Annotated in this window: 15 protein-coding genes; 12 read left to right on the forward strand and 3 right to left on the reverse strand. The window is 55.9% G+C overall.

Annotated elements, in window-relative coordinates; genetic code table 11:
* Positions 1–182: 182 nt before the first annotated feature.
* From D7S44_RS24130 to D7S44_RS16820, 3 genes are all read right to left on the reverse strand, one after another.
* Entirely contained in the window at positions 183–470 is a 288-nt protein-coding gene (locus tag D7S44_RS24130; RefSeq protein ID WP_120456770.1) for an Rpn family recombination-promoting nuclease/putative transposase, read from the reverse strand.
* Between the two features lie 100 nt (positions 471–570).
* The gene (locus tag D7S44_RS16815) at positions 571–1,458 is read right to left on the reverse strand and encodes a siderophore-interacting protein (RefSeq protein WP_120456772.1); all 888 of its coding nucleotides are present in this window, start codon (positions 1,456–1,458) and stop codon (positions 571–573) included.
* A gap of 15 nt (positions 1,459–1,473) precedes the next feature.
* Positions 1,474–2,652, reverse strand: a complete 1,179-nt coding sequence (locus D7S44_RS16820; protein WP_120456773.1) for an MFS transporter — start codon at positions 2,650–2,652, stop codon at positions 1,474–1,476.
* 164 nt (positions 2,653–2,816) lie between these two features.
* On the opposite strand from D7S44_RS16820, the gene D7S44_RS16825 reads away from it, so the two are divergent.
* The 12 genes from D7S44_RS16825 to D7S44_RS16880 all read left to right on the forward strand — a co-directional run bounded on the left by D7S44_RS16825 (position 2,817) and on the right by D7S44_RS16880 (position 18,621).
* A complete protein-coding gene (locus D7S44_RS16825) occupies positions 2,817–4,559 on the forward strand; it encodes an IucA/IucC family protein (protein ID WP_120456775.1) in 1,743 nt (580 codons plus the stop codon).
* Positions 4,559–5,506, forward strand: coding sequence for a GNAT family N-acetyltransferase (locus D7S44_RS16830; RefSeq protein ID WP_120456776.1), 948 nt, complete (start codon positions 4,559–4,561; stop codon positions 5,504–5,506). The genes D7S44_RS16825 and D7S44_RS16830 overlap by 1 nt, the downstream gene beginning before the upstream one ends.
* Positions 5,503–7,230 carry an IucA/IucC family protein gene (gene iucC, locus D7S44_RS16835; RefSeq protein ID WP_120456778.1) on the forward strand — a complete coding sequence of 576 codons (1,728 nt, stop codon included), beginning with the start codon at positions 5,503–5,505 and terminating at the stop codon, positions 7,228–7,230. Before D7S44_RS16830 ends, iucC begins: the two co-directional genes overlap by 4 nt.
* Positions 7,227–8,552 (forward strand): lysine N(6)-hydroxylase/L-ornithine N(5)-oxygenase family protein, encoded by a 1,326-nt coding sequence (locus D7S44_RS16840; protein WP_120456780.1) that lies wholly within the window; start codon positions 7,227–7,229, stop codon positions 8,550–8,552. Before iucC ends, D7S44_RS16840 begins: the two co-directional genes overlap by 4 nt.
* 22 nt (positions 8,553–8,574) lie before the next feature.
* Positions 8,575–10,764, forward strand: coding sequence for a TonB-dependent siderophore receptor (locus D7S44_RS16845; RefSeq protein WP_120456782.1), 2,190 nt, complete (start codon positions 8,575–8,577; stop codon positions 10,762–10,764).
* 1,200 nt (positions 10,765–11,964) lie between these two features.
* Positions 11,965–12,954 (forward strand): MsnO8 family LLM class oxidoreductase, encoded by a 990-nt coding sequence (locus tag D7S44_RS16850; RefSeq protein WP_120456784.1) that lies wholly within the window; start codon positions 11,965–11,967, stop codon positions 12,952–12,954.
* Positions 12,955–13,039: 85 nt separating this feature from the next.
* Positions 13,040–14,356, forward strand: a complete 1,317-nt coding sequence (locus D7S44_RS16855; protein WP_120456785.1) for an LLM class flavin-dependent oxidoreductase — start codon at positions 13,040–13,042, stop codon at positions 14,354–14,356.
* Positions 14,357–14,358: 2 nt separating this feature from the next.
* Positions 14,359–15,294 (forward strand): ABC transporter substrate-binding protein, encoded by a 936-nt coding sequence (locus tag D7S44_RS16860; protein WP_240629491.1) that lies wholly within the window; start codon positions 14,359–14,361, stop codon positions 15,292–15,294.
* 1 nt (position 15,295) lies between these two features.
* Complete coding sequence (locus tag D7S44_RS16865; protein WP_120456789.1) at positions 15,296–15,811, forward strand: GNAT family N-acetyltransferase; 516 nt, start codon at positions 15,296–15,298, stop codon at positions 15,809–15,811.
* Positions 15,812–15,813: 2 nt separating this feature from the next.
* Positions 15,814–16,719, forward strand: a complete 906-nt coding sequence (locus D7S44_RS16870) for an amino acid ABC transporter permease (protein ID WP_120456994.1) — start codon at positions 15,814–15,816, stop codon at positions 16,717–16,719.
* Positions 16,720–17,508: an amino acid ABC transporter ATP-binding protein gene (locus D7S44_RS16875; RefSeq protein WP_120456791.1), complete on the forward strand. Its 789-nt coding sequence runs from the start codon at positions 16,720–16,722 to the stop codon at positions 17,506–17,508. It begins immediately after the preceding gene.
* Positions 17,509–17,709: 201 nt separating this feature from the next.
* Positions 17,710–18,621: an ABC transporter substrate-binding protein gene (locus tag D7S44_RS16880; RefSeq protein ID WP_120456792.1), complete on the forward strand. Its 912-nt coding sequence runs from the start codon at positions 17,710–17,712 to the stop codon at positions 18,619–18,621.
* Positions 18,622–18,632 lie beyond the last annotated feature (11 nt).

Below are 18,632 nucleotides of genomic sequence, written 5' to 3' on the forward strand. Positions count from 1 at the left end.
TCGTAAAAGCGGGCCTGTATACGTCTGTCAGATGTTCTGCCAGCGTCGGAACAGGTGCAGGATCGATAAGTGCGCGCCGCATGATTTACGTCGCACCGTTGCTTTATTAGCGGGAATAACAGGAGCGGGCTGATAGCTGTTCGGGCCACCGGGGCGGTGCCAGCGTCGCTACAGCGCAAACGTCAGGCTGATACGGTGAGGGAGGTCTGCAATAAACCGACTGTTTGACTCACCCGCTGCGCCAGTTCACGCATAAAGGCCCCTGCGTCAGAGGTTTCCCCTGCCTGAAGCATAGAGTGCAAGTGATCCTCTACGAAGCTGCCGGACGCCAGCCTCCGCGTCAGCAGGTCGCCTGTCGCCAGAAGCGCGAGCGGCAGATGCAGAGCCATAAAATCGCGCGCGGTCTGCGGGTGCGAGAGGAACGGCTTGAAAACCGCCTCATGCGGCGTTGACGTGCTATTGTTCTGCATTGCGGCACCTGAACATTTTCCCTGGGCCGAGTGCTATTACAGGTGCCTCAGCCGCAACAAACGCGATAAAACTCAGGCACCTTGCTTTATCAGCCTGACATTAGCTTTTACTCCAGTAGGCCATAAAGCTGACGTTCTCACTGGCAACCTTGCGCTCACCCACCAGATAGCGCCGGATATGTTTTACGGCTGATGACTCCGCAGCCACCCAGCCATAAAAACGGTTATTTTCGCTCTCTGCGCCATGCCATAAGATCGTCTGTTCGTCCTCATACGTCTTGTTCGGGTAAGTCGTGAGCGCGTAGTCAGGAAGAGATACGTACGCCTTAACCGCCGCCAGCAGCGCCGCGCCGTGAGGCGCCCCGGTTCTGTCGCGCGGCAGCCAGAATACCTCCGCAAACGCATATTCACGCCAGTCGACGCGGTCCTCTGAGCGTGGCACCTCCTGAAAAATCTGAAGCGCAGGCGGCGATGCCATTTTCGCCACCTGTCTGAAGATCCCCTTCACCGCTGGCAGCGCTGTCTCATCGGCAACCACCAGCGCGCGCTCGACTGCGGAATGCGGTTTCCATTCATATCCGCCGCTGTCGCCGCTGTGCTGCTGGTTAGGGGCGATCATCTGCAAAGCATCGCCTGGCATGGCGCGAATGACCCAGGCCGAAGCAGGCCCGTCGGTACCGTGAATAACAAACTCGACCTCTGCCTGGCATGGGTCTGCGTTGACGCGGCGAAGCGTATAAGTGCGCGGAACGGGCCTTTGCTCTGGCGGAAGGCGTTTAAGCTGTTCCCGCCAGGGCAACTGTGCCGTTAACGAGGGAGCGTCCCCCTTCTGCGACGGAAAAAGAATTTTGATACGTTGATCGGGTCCGTCCATCTTCATCATCCTCACCTCTTCTCCCGTAAATACGCAGCGCACAAGGGAAGGCGAAAGCCATTTCTTTTGCTGCAGGGTGACGTTGAATAACCGGTAACCTGAAATGATGGTCATATTTTTTCCTGACGCTTAGCGCGTGCTTTCAGCACGTGCCGTTAATCCCAGCCAGCAGGTCATCATAAAGAACAGCATTGACGCTATCCATGCGCCCGCCAGCAGGTGGTTCTGCCCCGATAGCCATGTGATAAAGGGGATCAACAAGGCGCTCAGGCCATAGCCAAGCGTGTGGCTGGTGGCTATCAGGCCGGCCCCTTTGCCGAGGGAAAGTTTCTGGTTAAGCAGGAGCTGATAAGCAGGCGTAGCCATAGCGGCGCCGAAGGAGGTGACGGCAATCCCCGCATAAAGCGACATTAAATTGCCGATAACCATCATGCCCAGCCCTGTGCTCATCAATAGCGCCGCAGTGAAAAGAAGCGGCTGTAAGCCTAGCCGCTGCGGCCTTACGATCAGAAACTGCGCCAGCAGCGTACTGGCTGCAGCCAGGCTCAGTAGCCAGGCAATGTGACGACTGACCGCCGCCGGCGCGTCAATAATGCCCCGCAGGATGGGCGTCAGTCCGATCTGCATCAGGCTGATGCACAGGGCGAGCAGCGCGGCCAGCAGCAGACATGGCAGCAAACCTGAATGCAAACGCGCAGAGTGATGCGGAACAGCCGCCAGGGGTGGATCGCGATACTGGCCGCTAATAAGTATCAAGGCGAAGAGTGGCGCGACGGCCATCAGCCAAAGGGGGGCCATGGGGTAAACGCCAAGAGCAAGCGCGGCCAGAGGCGGCCCCAGCAATCTTCCACAGCTCAGGCCGGAGCTGATAACCGCCAGCGCAGCCATACGCTTATCCGTTCCCGCGCGCTGCATTGCCCAGGTTTGCGCGGCGGGGACCATACCCGAGACGGTCAGGCCATAAATCACGCGCGAAAGGATCAGGCCCGCAAGCCCTGCATAGATTCCCGCCTCTCTTTCGGCCATCAGCCATACCATCAACGCCATCACGCCAAAGCTCAGCAAATAGCCCGCCAGCGAAACCACCACGACAAACTTACAGCCCTTCACTTCAGAGACGCGCCCCCACCACGGAGAGGCGGGCAGAAACAACATCGAACCAAACATCAACAGGCCTGCCCAGGTCGAGAGCGTCAGGCCCGTCATATCAACCAGCTGGGGCAGCACGACCAGTAAGCCATTCTGACCAATCCCCAGTAAACCGGCACAAAAAGCCAGAGGCCAGCTCGATTTTCCTGACGCTTTCATATTAAGCAGTTTTGAGGTAACTGACGCATAAATGTAAAGACACCGTTAAAAACAGGGGTATACCTGACATGATATGTATGCAAATATTGCAAAATTAGTTGCCATTGTAAATGAAATAATTATTATAACGATAATCATTATCATTTATTCGGTGAGACTGACTAATGGATTCTCTTTCTCAGATGGCTGGCGTTGACGTGGCGGCGCAGTGTTTTCTTAATGCGCTTTTCCGGGAAACGGGCGACTGGAAGTATGTTCCAGACGCGCCGCCAGCGCAGAAACAGCATATTTACCTGCCGCTTTCGGCGTCGCACGCCCTGTGCCTGCCTCTGCGCTATTTTTCACCCACTCAGCACCATCACTATCAGTTTCCCGCCCTGTTCATCAGCCCGGCGTCGCCGGAGGGCAAAGCCGTCAGCTTTGAAACCCTGCTCTCCCTGATCCTGGCAAAGCCAGCTATTCGGGCCGAGCTGGACAGCGAGGTCATTGAACGGTTTCAACAGCGCGTCTCGCAAAGCCATGCGAACACCTGGCAGGCGATCGCTCTGCGACATCGCTGGCCTGCGTTAAGACAAAGGCCGCTCTCATTTGCTGAAGCGGAACAGGCGCTTCTGGTGGGCCACGCCTTCCACCCTGCCCCAAAATCGCACGAGCCCTTCGATGCGTCGGAAGCCCGCCGCTATCTGCCTGATTTCGGTTCAGACTTCCCGCTGCACTGGCTCTCCGTCGACTGCCAGTATGTTGCTGGCGAAAGCCTCGGCTTATCGCTGCGCGCCCGCTTATTGCGCTTTGCCGCACAGAGCGCGCCCGCGCTGCTGAGCCAGTTTACGGACACGCGCTGGCTGATCCCCATGCATCCCTGGCAGGCCCGACATCTGTTATCGCAGGGCTGGTGTCAGCAGCTGGTGACTAACGGCGCGGTGATCGATTTAGGGGAAGCCGGGAACGCCTGGCTGCCCACCAGCTCATCGCGTTCGCTTTATTCCCCCTCCAGCAACGACATGATCAAATTCTCGCTTAGCGTGCGCCTGACCAATTCCGTGCGCACCCTGTCGGTGAAAGAGGTGAAACGCGGAATGCGTCTTGCCCGTCTGGCCCAGACGCCACGCTGGCAGGCGCTGCAGATGCAATATCCAGAGATGCGCGTTATGCAGGAGGATGGCTGGGCCGGGCTGCGCTCGGTCGATGGCGCGATTCAGGAAGAGAGCCTGATGGCGTTTCGCGTGAATCTCCTCTTCGATACCCCGGAAACGCAGACTAACGTGCTGGTCAGCCTGACGCAGGCTGCGCCTGACGGCGGAGAGAGCCTGCTGGCGGCGGCGGTCAGAAGGCTCAGCGTCCGGCTTGGGCTGACGTTAAGCCAGGCGGCGCAATGCTGGCTGACCGCCTACTGCGATCGTGTACTGCTGCCGTTGTTCGGCACAGAAGCGGATTACGGTCTGGTCCTGCTGGCGCATCAGCAAAACATCCTGGTGGAAATGCAGCAGGATTTGCCGGTTGGGCTGCTCTATCGCGACTGTCAGGGAAGCGGCTTCACTGAAAACGCCGGCGACTGGCTCACTCAAATTGACGAAGCCGATGCAGAAAATCGCTTCAGCCGCGAGCAGGTTCTGCGCTACTTCCCCTATTACCTGCTGGTTAACTCGACGCTGGCCGTCACCGCTGCGCTGGGCGCGGCGGGCTTTGAAACAGAAGCGCGTCTTATGTCGCTGGTGCGCGACAGACTGGCGGAGTTGCGCAGCCGCGTCAGCGATACCCGCTGCCTCGATTACGTGCTCGACAACAGGCACTGGAACTGCAAAGGCAACTTCTTTTGTTATCTCCACGATCGCAATGAAAACACCCTTGCCGATCCGGCAGTGATCTACTTCGATTTCCAGAATCCGTTTTACAGGGAGAAGGCGTGATGCCAAAGGCGAATATCGTTCATGGCGATCAGGGTTTCCGGTGCGCGCTTACCGGACAGTCCTTGCCGCTACTGCTTGGGCTGGATAATAGCGCCTCGCTGCAGTTCATAACGGCCCTCCCGGACGGCTGGCTTGCAGAGGCGATCGATCAGCTGCTGGTCGCCACGCCGCACCTGAGCGGCATTCATCTCCCCTGGGCGCAGTGGCGGCATGAGCCTCAGGCGCAGAAGCTTTTCGATGCCGTCAACAGCGATTACTTTTCACGCGAGTCCTTCTGGCAGCTGCCGCTCTGGCGCTGCGGCGAGCAGCCGGCTGCCAGCGGGAAAATGCAGTTCGATGACGATCGTCAGCTCTATTATCCGGTGCGTCCGGCAAGACCAGACGGTGAAATATATCGACGTTACGATCCGCAGATTAAACGGACGCTCAGCTTTCGCGTCGCTGACGTGGCGGAGGACGCCGCGCGCTTTACCCGCTGGATGAACACGCCGCGCGTCAACGCCTTCTGGGAAATGGCGGCGCCGCAGCCGGAGCTGGAAAATTACCTGCGCAAACAGCTCGACGCCTCTTACTGCTACCCCGTGATTGGCTGTTTCGACGATGAGCCGTTTGGCTATTTTGAAATTTACTGGGCGGCGGAAGATCGCATCGGCCGCCACTACCGCTGGCACCCTTACGATCGCGGCCTGCATATGCTGGTTGGCGAAGAGGCGTGGCGTGGCGCGCACTTTATCCGCAGCTGGCTTCGCGGGCTGACGCACTGTTTATTCCTCGACGAACCCCGTACGCAGCGCATCGTCGCTGAACCGCGTTACGACAATCAGCGTCTGTTCCGCCATCTGCCCGTTGCTGGCTACCACACCCTTAAAGAGTTCGATTTCCCACACAAGCGCTCCCGCCTGGTGATAAGCGAGCGTAGCCGGTTCTTCACAGAGGTGGGCTTATGATGTGGGAACGCGTTAATCGCGACATGATTGCCAAAATGCTCGCCGAGCTTGAGTACGAGCAGGCGCTGCGCGCCGTGGAAAAAAAAGCAGGACGCTGGGAAATCGCCGTTGGCGCGGCACGCTGGGAATTTACGGCCAGCCGCAGCATCTGGGGCTGGCTACACATCGATGCCGGTTCTCTACGCGGCGGGCAGATGGACGCTGACGCGCTGCTGCGTCTGCTGGCCGTCGTGCTGGAGATGAGCGATGCCCAGACGGCAGAGCATCTGGAAGATCTCTACGCCACGCTGCGCGGCGATTTACAGCTGCTGGAAGCGCGCCACTCCCTGAGCGCGGACGATCTGATTGATCGTGATCCGGATGAGCTGCAGTGCCTGCTCAGCGGGCATCCAAAGTTTATCTTCAACAAAGGCCGCCGCGGCTGGGGACTGGATGCCCTGCGCGCCTATGCGCCGGAGTATGGGAACCGGTTTCGCCTGCACTGGATAGCGGTTCGACGGGATAAATTTATCTGGCGCCACGATGAGGCGTGCGACATCCCTGCCTTGATCGCCAGTGCCATGAATGACGCGGAGTTAACGCGTTTTCATCAGCGCTGGCAGTCAGCCGGACTCGACGAAAACTGGATCGCAGTGCCCGTCCACCCCTGGCAGTGGCAGCAAAAAATCGCGATTCATTTTCTGCCTTATCTGGCACGCGGAGAGATGGTTGAGCTGGGTGCCTTCGGTGACCACTATCTGGCCCAGCAGTCGCTGCGCACGCTGACCAACGTTAGCCGACCGGCGCGGTTCGATATCAAACTGCCGCTGACAATCTACAACACCTCCTGCTATCGCGGCATCCCTGGAAAGTATATCGCCGCTGGGCCGCTGGCATCCGGCTGGTTAAAGACGCAGTTCGCTCAGGATAAAACGCTACGCGCGACGGGCGCCCAGATTCTGGCGGAGCCTGCCGCAGGCTATTTATCCCACGAAGGCTATGCCGCGCTACCTGAAGCGCCGTATCGCTACCAGGAGATGCTCGGCGTTATCTGGCGCGAAAACCCTTGCTGCTATCTGCAGCCGGGCGAGCAGGCCGTGCTGATGGCGGCGCTGATGGAAACGGATAACGCCGGCCGTCCGCTGATTGACGCCTGGATCAAACGCTCGGGTCTGGATGCGGCAAGCTGGCTTAGCCGGATGTTTGAAGCGGTCGTGATCCCCTTCTATCACCTGATGTGTCGCTACGGCGTGGCGCTTATTGCGCATGGTCAGAACGTCACGCTGGTGATGAAGGACGCTATACCGCAGCGCATTCTGCTCAAGGATTTTCAGGGCGATATGCGCCTCGTTGATAAAGATTTTCCGGAAGCGGCGTCGCTGCCCGCCGCCGTTAAGGATGTCACCGCGCGCCTCAGCGCCGACTATCTTATTCACGACCTGCAGACCGGACATTTTGTCACCGTGCTGCGCTTTATCTCTCGTCTTACGCTGCAGTCGGGCATCGACGAACCCCATTTCTACCGCCTGCTCGCCAGCACGGTTCAGCAGTACATGGCGCAACACCCGGAGATGGCCGAGCGCTTCGCTATGTTTGACCTGTTCAGGCCGCAGATCATCCGCGTCATCCTCAATCCGGTAAAGCTGACTTTCTCAGAGCATGACGGCGGCAGCCGAATGCTGCCTGACTATCTCACCGATCTTGATAACCCTCTCTATCTGGTCACCCAGGAGTCTGCAAAATGAAGGTATATGATTTCATTGGCATCGGCATCGGACCGTTCAACCTCAGCGTTGCCGCTCTGGCTGAAGGACTGGAAGGTTTTAGCTCGCTGTTTCTTGAGCGTAAGCCCCACTTCGCCTGGCATCCGGGCATGATGGTGCCAGACTGCGCGATGCAAACCAGCTTTCTCAAAGATCTGGTGAGCGCAGTTGAGCCGACGAACCGCTATAGCTTTGTTAACTATCTGGTACAGCGGAAAAAATTCTACCGCTTCTTGACCACTGAACAGCGTACGGTGTCCAGAGAGGAGTTTGCGGATTACCTTGCCTGGGTGGCGAAGCGTCTCAGCAATCTGGCATTTAACCAGCCGGTAACGCAAGTAAGCTTTAACGACGAGACCCGGCTGTTCACGGTCGAAACCGCCCACGACCGTTTTCAGGCGCGGCACATTTGCCTTGGCATTGGCAAACAGGCCAGTCTGCCAGCGTGCGTCACTGAACAGAGCGATCGCTGCTTCCACGCCAGCGAGATGATGCTGCGCAAGCCAGACCTGAGAAATAAGCGCGTCACTCTTGTCGGCGGAGGACAGAGCGGAGCCGATCTTTTCCTCAATATCTTCCGCGGCGAGTGGGGCCAGCCCGCCTCACTGAACTGGGTGTCGCGCCGCAACAACTACAACGCGCTGGATGAAGCCGCCTTTGCCAATGAGTATTTCACGCCGGAATATCTGGAAAGCTTCTCGACTCTGGACGAAAGCGCACGTCAGCAGATGTTGAACGAACAGAAGATGACGTCAGACGGCATTACCAGCGAGTCGCTTCTCGCCATCTATCGGGCGATGTATCACCGGTTTGAAGTGCTGCGCGAGCAGCCGTGGGCACGTCTGATGCCGTCACGTTCGGTCATCTCTCTTCAGCAGGAACAGGATGCGCAGCGGCTGGGGCTGCGTCATCACCTCGACAGCGGAGAAGAGGAGCTGATAACGGATGTGGTGATTTTTGCTACCGGCTACCGCGCTGTGCGCCCAGCCTTCCTGGCGCCAGTCGCGCACCGCCTGCCGCTGGACCGCGACGAAAATTTCCAGATCAACACTGATTTCACCCTTAACTGGGACGGGCCGGAAAGTAATTGCCTTTTTGCCGTCAATGCCGGGATGCAGCGCCTTGGCATTGCTGAACCCCAGCTCAGCCTGATGGCCTGGCGTGCCGCCCGCATTCTCAATCGCGCGCACCCGGAAGCGCCCTTCGAGCTGACCACCACCCCTGGCGTGATCCACTGGCGTACACAGCAGCCGGAGCAGCACGAACAGGATCATCAACAATCCGTTAATTCATTTCAGTATTAAATTCATCGGAAAAAAATAACAAATGAAACAGCCGTATCTGTGGGTTTTAAATCCTTGTTTACTCGCAATGCTCTCTTCCAGCGCCTGGGCTGAAGAGCCAAAAGAAGAACAGATGGTCGTCTCCGCCAGCCGCACGCACCGCAGCGTAGCGGAGATGGCGCAAACCACCTGGATCATTGAGCAGGCTGAGATTGAGCAGCAGGTTCAGGGCGGTAAAGAGTTGAAGGAGGTGCTGGCGCAGCTTATTCCGGGCATGGACGTCAGCAGTCAGGGGCGAACGAACTACGGCATGAACATGCGCGGTCGCTCGATGATGGTGATGGTGGACGGTGTTCGCCTCAACTCATCTCGCAGCGACAGCCGTCAGCTGGACGCGATCGATCCCTTTAATATCGAACGTATTGAGGTGATCTCAGGCGCAACCTCGCTCTACGGCGGCGGCAGTACCGGCGGCTTGATTAACATCGTCACTAAAAAAGGCCAGGCGGGAACGGAAGCGGAACTGCAAACCGGGTTTAAGAGCGGGTTCAACAGCCATAACGATCGTGATGAAAATATTGCCGCTGCCGTGAGCGGCGGCGACGACAAGGCTGCGGGCCGCCTGTCGGTTGCCTATCAGCGCTATGGCGGCTGGTATGATGGCAAAGGCAATGAGGCGATCATCGATAATACCCAGACCGGGCTGCAGTACTCCGATCGCCTGGATATTATGGGCACCGGCACGCTCAATATTGATGAGAACCAGCAGCTGCAGCTGACCACGCAGTACTTCAAGAGCGAATCAGACGGCAAACACGGGCTTTATCTGGGCGAGAACTTCTCGGCCGTAACCGGCTCCGGCAATGCCCGCAATTCTGGCAGTCTCGACTCTGACCGTCTGCCTGGAACCGAGCGCCATCTGATTAACCTGCAGTATTCCAATACCGATTTTATCGGTCAGGATCTGGTGGCACAGGTTTACTATCGTGACGAAAACCTGAGCTTCTACCCTTTCCCTACCCTCAGCCGCAATCGCGTCACCAGCATCGGCGCCTCGCAGCAAAAAACCGATTTTTACGGCGGCAAACTGACCATCAACAGCAAACCGGTCGACTCTCTGTCGCTGACTTACGGTGTCGACGTCGATCATGAAACCTTTGACGCTAACCAGCAATTCTTTGACCTGAACACGGCTGCGCAAAGCGGCGGGATGACGCTGAAAAATGCCTATAATGTCGGGCGCTATCCGGGCTACAGCATTACCAACCTCGCGCCATTCCTGCAGTCCAGCTACGACATCGATGCCATCACGCTAAGCGGCGGCGTTCGCTATCAGTATACGAAAAACAAGGTAGACGACTTTGTTGGCTATGCGCAGCAGCAGGCGATCGCCACCGGCCAGGCGAGGTCGGCGGATGCAGTTCCTGGCGGTTCAACTGACTACAATAATCTGCTGTTCAATGCCGGCATTCTGGGACGCCTGACCGAGCGCCAGCAGGTATGGTTTAACTTCTCGCAGGGCTTTGAAATCCCGGACCTGGCAAAATATTACGGCTCAGGCACCTACCGGTTAGCTAACGGCCATTACAACCTCACCAACAGCGTTAACGTGAATGATTCCAGACTGGATGGGATCAAAGTTGATTCTTATGAGCTAGGCTGGCGCTTTACCGGGGATAACCTGCGCACCCAGCTCGCGGCCTATTATTCGCTCTCAGACAAAACCATCAGCATTAATAAAACCGACATGACCATTAATCTGGATGACGACAAGCGTCGCATTTATGGCGTTGAGGGACAGGTTGATTATTTCTTTGACGACAGCGAATGGAGCACCGGCTCTAACTTCAATATCATCAAATCGGAAACGCGCGTAGAGGGTAAATGGGAGAAGCTGACAATAGACAGCGCCAGCCCATCTAAAGTCAGCGCCTGGCTGAACTGGGCGCCGGGCGACTGGAATCTGCGCGTCCAGAGCACGCAAACCTTTGATCTCACCGACGCTGATGGGAAAAAAATCGATGGCTATAACACTGTTGATTTCCTGGGAAGCTACGCTCTGCCGGTCGGGAAACTCAGCTTCAGCGTAGAGAACCTGCTGGATAAGGATTACACCACGGTATGGGGTCAGCGAGCGCCGGGGCTTTACAGCCCGACCTATGGCGATGCAGGCCTTTATACCTATAAGGGCCGTGGCCGAACCTTTGGTCTCAATTATTCTGTGGTGTTCTGATTTCAGGCTGGCATCTGTTCTGCCAGCGCTTTTGTGAGGGCATTTCCGCGCGTAATCCTTCGCCGGTGTAACGGGTAAGGGGATTACGCGCTGTCTCTGGCAATCTGACCCAGCGTGGCATGCTGGCCATCAGATGAATTATCTGCCGCACAGGGGCCGCTATAACTGAAGCGTTAAAGTTAATTTTGCCGCCAGCAACGCTTATGGTATCAGGTGCCGCCGCGTAAGAAGGTAGCGCCCCGCCCAAAAGGAAACAAAGCCCTGTTCAGAAAATATCGACTGGTAGATTATCAAAAAGGCATATTTTATCCCGGCTGCGGCCCTGCGGCTTTATAGAGTGTGGACATACCCTGAATTTCCTTCATTTTGTTTGCCATGGCGAAAATTCGGACAAGCACGCTTACCGCTTTTTTTATGGCAAGATATGTGAGCGCCTGAAAAATAATGATGCGGCTAACTATAACAACGCCGAATGCCAAAGTTACTTCAAAGAAGTATACCGTCTTCAGGAAGAGCTGGAGCGTGTTATTTTAATCTACTATTAATCCCATAAGATGGCGTTTGGTTATTTTCCCGACGCAAACCTGTGCCGTCAGTTCTTTACCGCAAAACGCCTCTCTTTCCCACCCTCTTGCTGAAACGCCTTGTTAACGGCTAAAAGTTGATGCCCGCGCGTAAATTTCCTTCGGGCGAAACAGCCAATATTTAAACATCAAAAAGTTACAAAATGCTCACTATCCTCATCCGCCGCGTTACGCTTTAACGTCTCGTTTAGGGTGGGATCGATTACTACCCAGGTTCGCCTGTTTGAAATAATAACAATCCCGTTGGCTGAAAATCAGTAATTGCCACTCTCTTTCTTCTTGTCTTAGCGATCTCACGCTTAGAAATAACTGTTAGTTAAAAAAGGTATTTGTCACGCTTTATCTTGATGGTTTCATATCATTCATCCTGTCAGGCAATCCTTTCCCGCTAATAAGCGGCTAAAGCCGTTGATTTTCTGGCTCCCTACCGCCCGGCAAACGCCCTTAATTTAAAGTCTATCGCTTAGCGAAAAAGAATGAAAAAGCAGAAAAGTGACAACTGAGCCCAGAAAAAAGCTTGCTGCATTGCCAGATAGATAATTTGTTTTTGCTTTTTTGTTCTTTGCAATCGCAGGCAATAAATAAAAAAATGCAAACATGTATACAAGGAGGACAAATGACCTACCAGCTAAGCATTTTGGATAAATGCCCGCTCGATAAATCTGAAGACGCAGCGAGCGCACTGTCTCGCTCATTGCAGCTCGTTCAGATAGCGGAGCGATTAGGCTATCACCGCTACTGGTTTGCGGAGCACCATAACTCCACGGCCCTGGCCAGCCCTTCGCCGGAGTTGCTGATCGCCAGAGCGATCGGCGAGACGAAAAGCATTCGGCTCGGCTCAGGCGGGGTCATGCTCCAGCACTACAGCCCTTATAAAGTAGCGGAGAATTTTAACCTGCTTTCTGCGCTTGCGCCTGACCGTATCGATTTAGGTGTGGGTAAAGCGCCCGGCGGCCTGCCGCTTGCCACCAGGGCGCTGCAACAGGGCGTGAATCCCGCAGAAAAAGGCGACTTTGCCGCTCAGATTCGCCTGCTGGACGGCTGGCTACGGCCAGCGCGGGAGGAAAAGCAGAAGGAACTCAAGGCGACGCCCGCCCCTACTCAGCCCGCCTCGCGATTTTTACTCGGCGCCAGCCGGGAAAGCGCCCGGCTCGCCGCCGAGCTGGGGTGGGATTTTGTCTATGCGGCACACATCAACGGCGACGAACAGCTGATGCAGGACGCTTTGCTGGCCTACACGGAGCACAGCAGCGGCAAAAAAGCGCTGGTGGCGCTTCAGGTCATCGCCGCCACCACCCAGGCTGAGGCCGCCGCGCTCGCTGAGGGCCTGTGTGTTTATCACGTCATGGCCGAAGGCCAGCCGGGCGTTAACGTCTCGACTTACGAGCTGGCTGAACTCTACGTCAGGCAGGCGGGGTATCAGCATTACACCATTGAAAAGCGGATGCCGTCGCTGCTGCACGGCACCGCTGGCGATATCCACCAAAAGCTGACGCGACTGCATGAGAAATATCATATTGATGAATTCATCATTGATACGCCCGTCGCGGAAGCGCGCGCCCGGGTGAGATCGATCGAACTGCTAGCGAATAGATCGCTTAATTAACGTGACGTCAGGGATAAATAGCCGCCTCAGGTAAAAGCGGCGGCTATTCATACGTCTTATTTACCGGCATTGATTAATCTGGAATATGATGAAAAACAGGAAAATGCATCTTGGCACCATGATCCATGGCGCGATGGGAAATATGTCCGCATGGCGTCATCAAACCGCGCAGGCAGACGCCAGCATCAGCTTTGACTTCGCACGCAGCATTGCGACCAAGGCGGAAGAGGGAATTTTCGATTTTGTCTTTGTCGCCGATGGCCTCTTTATTAACGCAAAATCCGCGCCCCACTTTCTCAACCGCTTTGAGCCGATGACGCTGCTCTCCGCGCTGGCGCTGGTAACCCGCAAAATCGGACTGGTCGGCACCGTCTCGACCTCCTACAGCGAACCGTTTACCGTTGCCCGGCAATTTATGAGCCTCGATCATCTCAGTGATGGGCGGGCGGGCTGGAACGTGGTCACGACGCCGCTTGAGGGCTCGGCGAAAAACTTTTCCCGCGAGAAGCATCCCGACCATGGAGAGCGCTACCAGATAGCGCAAGAGTATATCGAAGTCGTGAAAGGCTTATGGAACTCCTGGGATGAAGATGCGTTTGTGCGTAATAAAGAGACGGGGCAGTTCTTTGACCCGGAGAAAATGCACACCCTCAATCACGAAGGTAAATATTTTCAGGTTCAGGGTCCGCTAAATATAGGACGCTCGGCGCAGGGGCAGCCGGTTATTTTCCAGGCGGGCACCTCCGATGCGGGGATCGCGCTCGCCGCCGCCCAGGCAGAGGCGGTTTTTACCCGTCAGGACAGCGTCGAAAAAGCGCAGGCCTATTATGAATCCCTGAAAGGAGAGCTGAACAACTACGGGCGCAGCGAAGCTGACTTAGCGATTTTGCAGGGCGTGACGGTGATTGTCGGTGAGTCCGCCGAGGATGCGGAAAAGCAGTATCAGTCTGTCGCCGGGCTGGTTTCCATTGAGGAGGCACTGAACTTCCTGGGTCGCTATTTTGATCACCATGATTTTTCACAGTATCCGCTCGACGAACCTTTCCCGGAGCTGGGCACGCTCGGGCAGAACAGCTTTCGCGGCTATACCGACGAAATCAAACGCAAGGCGAAAGAGCAAGGCTTTACGCTACGCCAGGCGGCGCTGGAGTCCGCGACGCCGCGTCCGGTGTTTATCGGCACGGCAGAAGAGGTAGCCGACGGACTGCAGCATTGGTTTGAGAACAGAGCAGCAGACGGTTTTATCATCATGGGCGGAACGCCCGATACGTTTCCCCGCTTCGTCGATCGGGTCGTGCCACTTCTTCAGGAAAGAGGGCTTACGCCCAAAAGCTATCGCGCAAATACCCTGCGGGAGAATTTGCTGAACAAAAAAATAACGCAACGGCAGGCGGGTCAATGAATATCAAAAAAACGCTTTCAGTCGCTCTGCTGTTATTCGCCGCCTGTCCGGTGCTGGCAGATGAGAACGCTGTCTCGCTGAACGGTCAGCCCATCAGCCTCGAAGCGAATAAACAACCTGTCGATACGCCTGAAAATCCCGCGGCGCTTGCCGCGCTGCCAAAGGACTTTCATTTTGTAAAGCCCGGCTACTTTACCGTGGCAGTACTGGCACATAACTCTCCCCCGCTTTTTGTCTATGCCGACGACAATAAAACCCTGCTCGGCAGCGAGGTCGATATGGCAAGGCTGATCGCGGATAGCCTGGGCCTGAAGCTGAATATCGTCCCGACCTCGTGGGAAGACTGGCCGCTGGGCGTTATCGCAGGGAAATATGATGCCGCTATCACCAACGTAACGGTAACGAACGCGCGCAAGGCAAAGTTTGACTTCGCCACCTATCGCCGCGATACGCTGGGCTTCTACGTGAAAAAGGATAGCCCCATTACCTCAATCTCTAAGCCAGAGGATATTGCCGGGCTGCGCATTATCGTGACCTCCGGCACCAATCAGGAAGCGGTGCTGCTGGCCTGGGACAAGCAGAATCAGGCGAAAGGGCTTAAACCCTTCACTCCGGTTTATTCCCGCGATGAAGCGATGCTCAATCTGACGCTGCAATCGGGACGCGCAGACGCCTACTTTGGCCCTAATGTGATCGGCGCCTGGAAAGCCGCCCTGACGGGCACTACGCATCGGGTCGGCAGCGTGGCAGGCGGCTGGCCGAAAACGGCACATATCGGCGCGGCCGTTAAAAAAGATTCAGGGCTGGTAAACGCCGTTAACGTCGCGCTTAACGGCGTTATTGAAAACGGCGACTACCTCAAGGTGCTGAATCGCTGGGGCGAGGGGATCGAAAAAATCGATCGCTCTGAAATTAATCCGCCAGGACTGGGAGATTAGTATGCCGCTGGAGAGCAGCTACGCTTTTCGCCTCGTCTCGCCGGCTGACGAGGCGCTCGCAGAGATTATGAAAGGGCTAATGGAAGAGTACGCCAGCCTCTACGGCGACTACTTTTCTCGTCACGCCGTGCCTGAACAAACCGAATGGTATCTGCCGCCTCAGGGTGGCTTTATCGTGCTGGAGAAGGCGGGCCAGATCCTCGCCATGGGCGGCTTTAAACGCTATGACGCGCAGACCGCCGAATTCAAGCGCATCTGGGTGCGATCCGATCTCCGCCAGCAGGGCCTGGCGGGAGAAATATTATCGGAGCTGGAGAGACTGGCGGCGAAAGCGGGCTATAGCCAGATCTACCTGACAACCGGCTTCCGGCAGCGCGGCGCCACCCGGCTCTATCTGCGCCACGGTTTTCACGCCCTGCACGATCTGAGCGGCGATCTGGAGCGCTACTCGCTGCCTCCTTACGACGGCCGACTGGGTTTCCGCAAGGCCATTGACCCTCTTGAAGTGAATTCCTGATGATGAATAAACACCACACATTAAAAGTCGTTCCGGCGCGCTATCCCGGAAGGATCGCAGGCAGTATCTTCGCGCTGGCGATTTTCGCCGGGATTATTCAGTCAGTCGCGCTGAACCCGCGCTGGGAATGGGGCGTATTTGCGCGATGGTTTTTTGATCCGGTTATTATTCACGGTTTAGGGCAGACGCTGCTGCTGACGCTGTGGGGCACCGTACTTAGCCTGCTGTTTGGCGGCCTGCTCGCGATGGCGCGTATGTCATCCTCATGGCTGCTGCGGACGCTCTCCTGGGGCTATATCTGGCTGTTTCGCTCGCTGCCGCTGATCGTGGTGCTGATCGTGCTTTATAACTTCTCCTATCTCTATGACCGGCTCTCAATAGGCATCCCCTTTACCACGCTGAGCTGGGGCAGTTTCCCGACGATCAACGTGCTCGGACAGTTTCCCGCCGCGGTGATCGGCCTGACATTAGTACAGTCCGCCTACAGCGCGGAGATCATTCGCGGCGGCTTTATGGGCGTCGATCATGGCCAGTTTGAGGCAGCCGCAGCGCTGGGGCTTTCCGCGCGGCGCAGAACCCTGCGCATTATCCTGCCGCAGGCGCTTAGAGCCATTATTCCTACTGCTTTTAATGAAATCATCAGCCTGGCGAAGGGAACCGCGATGGTTTATGTGCTGGCCATGCCGGAGCTGTTTTACACCATTCAGATGATCTACAACCGCAACCAGGAGGTCATTCCGCTGCTGATGGTGGGCGCAGCCTGGTATTTGATTATCACTACGGCACTCTCCGCCATTCAGTATTTTGTCGAACGGCATCTGGCGAAAAGCGCGCAGCGCAGCCCGCAAGGATCGCTGAAACCTTTATTCTCACGCGTAAAATCCATCCAGGCCGTAGAGGAAAATTAAATGCTTAAAGCCGTCGATTTCGATAAGCCTCTGCGCGGTGAGATCGTGATTTCATCCATCACAAAATACTTTGGACGCCATAAGGCGCTGGATGATATTTCGCTCAATATTAAACCGGGTACCGTTACCGTTATTCTGGGGCCTTCCGGCTCGGGAAAATCAACGCTGTTAAGAACCATCAACCACCTTGAGCGCGTCGATCAGGGCTTTATTCAAATAGACGGGGAATATATCGGTTACAGAAAGAAAAACGATCGGCTTCACGAGCTTAAGGAGAAGGAGATCCTTAAGCAACGCATTAACGTGGGTTACGTCTTTCAGAACTTTAACCTTTTCCCCCATATGACCGTTCTGCAGAACTTAATTGAGGCGCCGGTCGCGCATAAGCAGCTGAAGAAAGATGAGGCTATCGCGCTCGCCAGCAGGCTGCTGACCACCGTGGGACTCGCCCATAAGGCCGACGCCTGGCCGCGACATCTGTCGGGCGGTCAGCAGCAGCGTATAGCGATTGCCCGCGCGCTGATGCTCAGGCCGCGCGTGATGCTTTTTGATGAGCCAACCTCAGCGCTCGATCCCGAGCTGGTGGGCGAAGTGCTGGAGGTTATCAAAAACCTGGCCCGCTCAGGTACCACGATGGTCGTGGTGACGCACGAAATTGGGTTTGCACGCGAAGTTGCCGACAATATTGTCTTTATGGATCACGGGAAAATTATTGAAACCGGCGGTGCGGAAATTCTGGCGGATGCCAAAAATGAGCGCACCCGACAGTTCCTGTCACGGGTGCTATAAAAGTTATTGAGCGTCTTCTTGCTTTCCTCCCGCCCCAAAGAAAAGCCGTTATTTAATATAACGGCTTTGATAGCCGGAATGGTTATTAAGCAAACGCGTTAAAACAGGATATCGTTATTTCCCGCTGATACGCGAATAAAAAGATATGCACTCTCGTCATTATTAATTAAGGCCACGCCTCGGCCAGATAAGGACCGCCCGATGAACTTATTAGCAAAACTGCTTTGTTTTACCCTCTTTCTTCCTCTCACGCTCTATGCAGATGATTTTAAGCGCGTGGATATTGTCAAAAATGAACAACCGCTGACCACCCCGATTAATCCCAACGCTGTCGCAAAAATACCTGCAGATTTTCACTTTATTACGCCGGGCTATCTGACCATCGCCATTTCAACCACCCATTCACCGCCTCTCTACTTTCTCGGCTCTGACAATAAATCGCTTATCGGCAGCGATCCGGACATCGCGTCGCTGATTGCGCAGAGCCTGGGGCTGAAGCTGAGAATTATTCCGGCCGCCTGGGAGGACTGGCCGCTGGGCATTACCTCCGGCCGGTATGATGCGGCCATGTTTAATATCGCGGTCACCGAGGAGAGAAAAAAGAAGTTTGATTTCGCCACCTACCGCTCCAGCCGACAGAGCTTTTCCGCCAGGGCTGACAGCAGCCTGACCAGCATCAACTCCCCTGAGGAAGCGGCAGGCAAGCGCATCATCGTTCAGTCAGGTACCAATCAGGAGAGAATACTGCTCAGCTGGGATGAAAAAAACCGGGCAAAGGGGTTGAAGCCTGTCGACTTCATCTATCTGTCGGACGAAGCCTCCTCCATGCTCTACCTGCTTTCAGGACGCGCCGACGCAATGTTTGGTCCAGATTCTTCCGCCTCCTGGAAAGTCGCGCTGAACGGGAAAACCAAAATCATCGGCTATGGCCCTTATCGTACGCCGGTCGCCGTCACAAGCAAAAAGGGAAACGGCCTGGACATCGCGCTGCAGGAGGCGATAAACGGGCTGATTCAAAACGGGAAGTATCGTGAGGCGTTAAAGCGGTGGGGACAGTCGAGCGAAGCGGTCAGCGCGTCAGAGGTGAACCCGCCGGGAATCATCTATCAGTAGCCAGTAACAGG

The organism is Pantoea piersonii, assembly GCF_003612015.1.
In the GTDB taxonomy this organism is placed as follows: domain Bacteria; phylum Pseudomonadota; class Gammaproteobacteria; order Enterobacterales; family Enterobacteriaceae; genus Pantoea; species Pantoea piersonii.